This window comes from Pragia fontium DSM 5563 = ATCC 49100 (assembly GCF_900112475.1).
Lineage (GTDB): Bacteria > Pseudomonadota > Gammaproteobacteria > Enterobacterales > Enterobacteriaceae > Pragia > Pragia fontium.
Map to the genome: position 1 here is coordinate 227,034 of NZ_FOLW01000006.1, position 6,000 is coordinate 233,033.

The 6,000-nt window shown below is 47.2% G+C and carries 7 protein-coding genes; 2 read left to right on the forward strand and 5 right to left on the reverse strand.

The features are described from left to right. The first annotated feature begins 167 nt into the window (after positions 1 to 167). Positions 168 to 1,214 (forward strand): 3-deoxy-7-phosphoheptulonate synthase, encoded by a 1,047-nt coding sequence (locus BMZ28_RS10910; RefSeq protein ID WP_047780859.1) that lies wholly within the window; start codon positions 168 to 170, stop codon positions 1,212 to 1,214. Positions 1,215 to 1,297: 83 nt separating this feature from the next. Here BMZ28_RS10910 and lplA read toward each other — a convergent pair whose 3' ends face one another. The 5 genes from lplA to BMZ28_RS10935 form a co-directional block, all read right to left on the reverse strand. Next, on the reverse strand, positions 1,298 to 2,314 hold the full coding sequence (gene lplA / locus BMZ28_RS10915; protein ID WP_074823124.1) for a lipoate--protein ligase: 1,017 nt from the start codon (positions 2,312 to 2,314) through the stop codon (positions 1,298 to 1,300). Between the two features lie 109 nt (positions 2,315 to 2,423). Beyond that, positions 2,424 to 2,858, reverse strand: coding sequence for an EVE domain-containing protein (locus BMZ28_RS10920; RefSeq protein ID WP_074823127.1), 435 nt, complete (start codon positions 2,856 to 2,858; stop codon positions 2,424 to 2,426). Beyond that, on the reverse strand, positions 2,859 to 3,224 hold the full coding sequence (locus BMZ28_RS10925) for a VOC family protein (RefSeq protein ID WP_074823130.1): 366 nt from the start codon (positions 3,222 to 3,224) through the stop codon (positions 2,859 to 2,861). Positions 3,225 to 3,332: 108 nt separating this feature from the next. Next, positions 3,333 to 4,022: a helix-turn-helix transcriptional regulator gene (locus BMZ28_RS10930; protein WP_074823133.1), complete on the reverse strand. Its 690-nt coding sequence runs from the start codon at positions 4,020 to 4,022 to the stop codon at positions 3,333 to 3,335. 29 nt (positions 4,023 to 4,051) lie between these two features. Then, positions 4,052 to 4,516: a C40 family peptidase gene (locus tag BMZ28_RS10935; RefSeq protein ID WP_047780855.1), complete on the reverse strand. Its 465-nt coding sequence runs from the start codon at positions 4,514 to 4,516 to the stop codon at positions 4,052 to 4,054. 319 nt (positions 4,517 to 4,835) lie between these two features. Here BMZ28_RS10935 and ltaE point away from each other — a divergent pair, with 319 nt between their 5' ends. Continuing rightward, positions 4,836 to 5,891: a low-specificity L-threonine aldolase gene (ltaE, locus tag BMZ28_RS10940; RefSeq protein ID WP_074823136.1), complete on the forward strand. Its 1,056-nt coding sequence runs from the start codon at positions 4,836 to 4,838 to the stop codon at positions 5,889 to 5,891. Positions 5,892 to 6,000 lie beyond the last annotated feature (109 nt).

Here is a 6,000-nt window from a genome sequence, read left to right on the forward strand (position 1 = left end):
TCTGCCACAAAATCTCGTTACCAATTACCCTAACCTGCAAATTTTAATAAATAGCGACAAATTAATTTCATCCGCTATTTGCATCGATTGTTGTTTCCGTTATTGTGATATACATCACTTCCCGGTATCTCGCCGCTGCGAAGACAAGATTTAGAGAATAACGATCAATGAATAAAACTGACGAGCTCCGCACCGCGCTGATTGATAGCCTGGTGACGCCTGAGCGATTGGCACAGCAATTTCCGCTTACCGCCGAAATCAGTGCCAATATCACCCAATCCCGTAAACGTATTGAAAAGATTATTCACGGTGAAGACCGCCGTTTATTGGTGATTATCGGCCCTTGCTCCATCCATGATGTGGATGCCGCCATGGATTATGCCGAACAATTAAACGCCTTACGTAACCGCTATCAGGATCGGCTGGAAATCGTTATGCGTACCTATTTTGAGAAACCCCGTACCGTTGTCGGTTGGAAAGGTATGATTTCTGATCCTGGCCTCGATGGCTCTTATCAGGTTAATCAGGGGTTAGAATTGGCGCGTGACCTGCTATTGAAAATTAATAAGCTGGGTTTACCGACTGCCACTGAATTTCTGGATATGGTGATCGGTCAGTATATTGCTGACTTGATTAGCTGGGGCGCGATTGGTGCCCGCACTACCGAAAGCCAGATTCACCGTGAAATGGCCTCGGCTCTCTCCTGCCCGGTGGGATTTAAAAATGGTACTGACGGCAGCACAAAAATCGCCATTGATGCCATTCGCGCGGCACGTTCCAGCCACATGTTTTTGTCGCCGGATAAACGTGGCCAAATGAGCATTTATCGCACCAGCGGTAATCCTTATGCCCACATCATTTTACGCGGTGGTAAGACCCCTAACTATCATGCTGCCGATATTGCCGTTGCCTGCGATAACCTGCGCCAGTTCGATCTTCCTGAACACTTGGTGGTAGATTTTAGCCACGGCAACTGCCAAAAACTGCATCGCCGTCAGTTAGACGTGTGTGAAAACGTTTGTGAACAAATTAAAGCCGGTTCAATGGCGATTGCCGGCATTATGGCCGAAAGTTTTCTGGTAGAAGGCACGCAAAAACTACAGCCCGGACAGCCTTTGACCTACGGTCAATCCATCACTGATTCATGTCTGAGCTGGAGCGATACCGAAAGAATGCTATTTAATCTGGCAACGGCGGTAGATAGCCGCTTCTAGGCGATGATAGTTTAGATTGGCGTCCCCGGTGCACACCGGGGTCTAATCTTTAGGCCGAAAAGATGTACTTTAGCAAGCAATCCCTAGCGCACAATCTCCGCAATCCAATGCCCTAACTCGGTTAACTCTTTTTTCTGTTCAGGAAACCGGACAATCAATTCCTCACAGCGTTTTTGTAGAGCATCACTCTGATAAAGGCAGCCGACTAAACTGTCTGCCAAGGCTTCTAACGGTGCTGGATTTAAGCTATCGGTAAAGATTTGGCTGCGGGTAAGCTGGCCTTTTTCCACATCAAAATGCAGTTCAACTCCGCCCCACACAAAACGCTGATCCAACAGATGGGTAAATGCCGGCGCCTGACCGAAATTCCATTCCCAACTGCTTTGACGGGCAAAGGTATCAACAAAGTTGGGTAAATCAGGTAGCGCATCCGGAGAGATATGTTCCGCTTCAACCTGCTCGCCATAATGCTCAAAGAACGACCTTATCACCGCATCACACACTTGTTGATGGCTGATATTCGGTAACAGTTCACTTAAGTTTGTTACCCGCCCTCTCACGGAGGTAATTCCTTTGGCCTGTAGCTTTTTGACATCCGGATTTAAATAGTTGGCTAATCGGCTTAAGTCCGCATCCAATAACAGGGTTCCATGGTGAAATCCGCGATCCATGGTTTCCCGATAGGCCGATCCGGATACCTTTCGTTCCCCTTCCGGCGTCGCCACCACCAGATCGTTACGCCCAGAAGCGCTGGCACTAATTCCTAATGAATTAAGGGCATTAACCACAATCGCCGTCGAAATGGTTTTATCATATTCCGGTTTTCCGGCCATAAACGTAAAACAGGTATTACCCAAATCATGAAATACTGCACCACCGCCGCTGCTACGTCTGGCCAGTTTCACTTTGTCCTCTTCCATCCGGCAAGTATTACACTCTTTCCATGGATTCTGTGCCCGTCCGATAACCACCGTATCTGCATTACGCCACAGGAACAGCACCCGTTGAGTAGCGGGCATCTGGCGAAAAATGCACTCTTCAACGGCAAGATTAAACCAAGGGTCATAAGAATCAGAAATAAGCAGACGTAAACGAGACATGATGAAAATCCATCCAGCGAAACAAGAAACGCTATATTAACATGGATAATCTCGAACTGGCGTTGATTAAGCGGCGTTTCCACCGCTTAATCAAAAAGGTAAACACTATTTACGATATGAATTGAGGCGCTACCAACATTGCTCTGGCAATGGTTCTAATATCATCCTGAGCAATCTCAAATAATCCAAAGCGGAACTTATAGCCCCAGTTCGAATTGCCTGAGGTAAAGCTCAACATCGGCAGCAATGGCTTAATAGCGGCTATTTCACTATCAAACCACTCAACATCGCGCCGATAAGGATAAAACTCATCAAACATATGTACCTGATAAGGGGCTTTATCCTTGACGCATCCTATTGCGGTAAAAGACTGACAAGGTGTTTTCTCACCAAAATGCACTACGGGAGAGTAATAAACTACGACATCACCGCCCTGTAGTCTTTTTAATGGCGCCGCTTTACCGTGGCAAACCTGCATAAATCCCTCTTTTCGGCCAATTCGTACATGATCCAGCGATGCCACGGCTACCCAATAACGCGTCATTTACGCCACCGCAAAAACGCGCAGCCGGTGTCCATCTGGATCCTGTGCGGTAAAGGTATAACCAAAATCCATATGCTGCGGCGACTGAATAATGCTCACCCCTTTCTGCTGCCATTCACGGTAATAATTATCCACCGCTTCGGCAGACTCTACGGCAAACCCCAGTTCGCCACTGGCAGTAATTGTCCCCGCTTTAGGCTCAACGGTATGTTTAGACCATAACCCTAACAGAACATCGGATGAAAAATGGAACATGGCAAAGGTGTCTGAAGCCTCAACCGGCGATTGACCAAGAATATGCTGATAAAAATCTTTGCTGGCAGTTGGGTTATCCACATAAAAAATAAACATATTGGCGTTTAACATGATTCTCTATTCCTTAAGATAAATGAAATATCAATCGAGCCTGAACGGGCTCAGTGCTGATATCGGTATCTTAGGAGAATCGAGTGACAGTTTTTGTCAGTAGTTAACTTATTTACGCGGGATATTTTTTTGCCGATACCAGTCATTTAACAAGGTCTGACGACGGCGGGGATAGCGAATATCGGTCACCTTTAGTGAAGCAATGCGATCGACTCTAAAGTTACGGGAATCATTTCTTAGTTCGCACCAACCGACCACCAGTCTGACATTATCAAAAAAACCAATCGCAAAAGGCCAGATAGTCCGTTCCGTTTGCTGACCCTGTTGATCTTGATATTGAATAACTAACTTGCATTCGACCTCAATGGCGCGACGAATATCCAATACTTGCGGTTGACAGAAACTATGATTATCCGAGGGGCCAACCAATAGCGGAGACTCATCTAATCTATAGCGTAGCTCAGGCGTTACCACCGCGGATATTTTGCTCATCGCTTGTGTGGCCGCTTCCGCTAACTGTGCATCAGCGCGTTCAGCCACCCAACGAGCGCCTAACACTAAGGCTTCAATCTCTTGCGCAGAAAACATCAACGGCGGTAGAACAAATCCTTCCCGTAATACATAACCCAGACCGGCCTCACCTTCAATAATGGCACCTTGTGCTTGTAGGCTGCGAATATCCCGATATAGGGTGCGCAGGCTGATATTCAGTTGATTGGCCAGCTCGGCACCGCTAATCGGATAGCGGTGACCACGAAGCAGTTGTAGAAGCTGTAGCAGGCGTTCTGAACGGGACAATATGACCTCATAACATCATTGAGCAAATACTACAGTCGGCGTGATTGCCAATAGGCATTTTTCCAGTATGGGTTATCCAGCGATGAAGTCATCACCCCTTTACTGGTAGAGGCATGCAGGAAGGCGCCACCGGCATCATAAATACCGACGTGTAAGCCGTTTTCTCCCCGACCGGTTTTAAAGAAAACCAAATCGCCGGGCTTCAGCTCATCACGAGAAATTTTAGCCCCCACTTCTGCCTGAAGCTTGGTGGTACGAGGTAGGTTGATATTGAATTTATCCTGAAACGTTTTATACACAAAACCAGAACAATCAATGCCACTACGGGATAAACCGCCATAGCGGTAAGGTGCCCCGTGCCATTGACGATGCTGTTCTTTTAGCTGGGCAAGAACGTATATAGGATCGGACAGTTTTCCACTTGGCGGTGGGGTATTACTGGAACAGCCTGCTAACACCAGCAATACCAGAAGCAATAAGTAACGTAAATGCATCGGCCTCTTTTCTCCACGCTTTATGCACATAACATGCTCATAATTAGCCTAAAACTACGCAAAACACAAGATTTCACGATAAATTAGCGGTATTACGCAACATCTTTTGCCAATTTGCCCCTCTGAGCGAACTATTTTCCCCCTATCTCATCGAATAATAACACCTCGATAAATAACCAAGATTAAAGGTGTCGTGTTACAACACATTATCAATCAGCATTATTTTCCAACACTTTTATCTTTTTACCCGACAGTCTGATGTGATACAAAAATGGTTATTATTCCTACAATATAAACGCCGAATGATAAGGTACCCAATATGATCGATCTTCGAAGTGATACCGTTACCCAGCCGAGTAAAGCCATGCGTCAGGCAATGGTCGATGCCGCCGTCGGCGACGACGTTTATGGTGATGACCCTAGCGTCAACCAATTAGAGCGTGAAGCAGCAACCCTTTCAGGTAAAGAAGCCGCACTGTTTCTGCCAACCGGCACTCAGGCTAATCTGGTGGCTTTATTAACCCACTGCCAGCGTGGAGAAGAGTACATTGTCGGGCAAAAAGCCCATAACTATATGTATGAAGCCGGTGGTGCTGCGGTATTGGGCAGCATTCAACCTCAGCCTATTGATGCCGCTGAAGATGGCACGCTGCCGTTGGATATCGTCGCCAGCGTAATTAAACCAGATGATGTTCATTTCGCCCGCACCCGTCTGTTATGTCTGGAAAACACCCATAATGGTAAAGTGCTACCGCTGGATTATCTCCATCAGGCATGGGCTTTCACCCGCAAAAAGAAACTGGCCTTGCACATGGATGGCGCACGCATATTTAATGCTGCGGTAGCCATGAAGGTGCCATTATCTACCCTAACCCAGTATTGCGACACCTTAACCATCTGTCTGTCAAAAGGTCTCGGTGCGCCGGTGGGCTCCCTGTTGTGCGGCAGCAGCGAATTTATCAAACAAGCTCGCCGCTGGCGGAAAATGGTCGGTGGCGGTATGCGTCAGGCCGGTATTTTGGCTCAGGGGGCGATCTATGCGCTACATCACAACGTCGAACGTCTGCGGGAAGATCACGATAATGCGCAATGGCTGGCAGAACAGCTAAGCGGATTGGGTGTTGAAGTGATGGCGCCGGGTGCTCAAACCAATATGCTGTTTCTGCGACTACCGGCCAATGAGGCCAGCCAGCTAGGCCCGTGGATGAAACAGCGCGGTATTCTGATGAACGCCGGGCCAGTAACCCGTTTAGTGACGCATTTGGATATCTCACGAGAAGATTTAATACGACTGGTGGACTTGTGGCGGGAATTTAAGGGAAGGATTGCGACACCAGGTAGCGGCGATGGTGGTGCCAGAACGATTTATGGTTGATGGGATTGAAATAAGAAATAAATAGTATCTGCGGTAAATACCGCAGATCTAGTCTGTTGTGATTAAGGCTGTTATTGATGCCTGATAATCCTCAATAACCTATTTTCAA

Coding starts and splice junctions, on each gene's coding strand:
- BMZ28_RS10910 (WP_047780859.1), top strand. CDS start 168: ATGAATAAAACTGACGAGCTCCGCACCGCGCTGATTGATAGCCTGGTG.
- lplA (WP_074823124.1), bottom strand. CDS start 2,314: ATGTCTCGTTTACGTCTGCTTATTTCTGATTCTTATGACCCTTGGTTT.
- BMZ28_RS10920 (WP_074823127.1), bottom strand. CDS start 2,858: ATGACGCGTTATTGGGTAGCCGTGGCATCGCTGGATCATGTACGAATT.
- BMZ28_RS10925 (WP_074823130.1), bottom strand. CDS start 3,224: ATGTTAAACGCCAATATGTTTATTTTTTATGTGGATAACCCAACTGCC.
- BMZ28_RS10935 (WP_047780855.1), bottom strand. CDS start 4,516: ATGCATTTACGTTACTTATTGCTTCTGGTATTGCTGGTGTTAGCAGGC.
- ltaE (WP_074823136.1), top strand. CDS start 4,836: ATGATCGATCTTCGAAGTGATACCGTTACCCAGCCGAGTAAAGCCATG.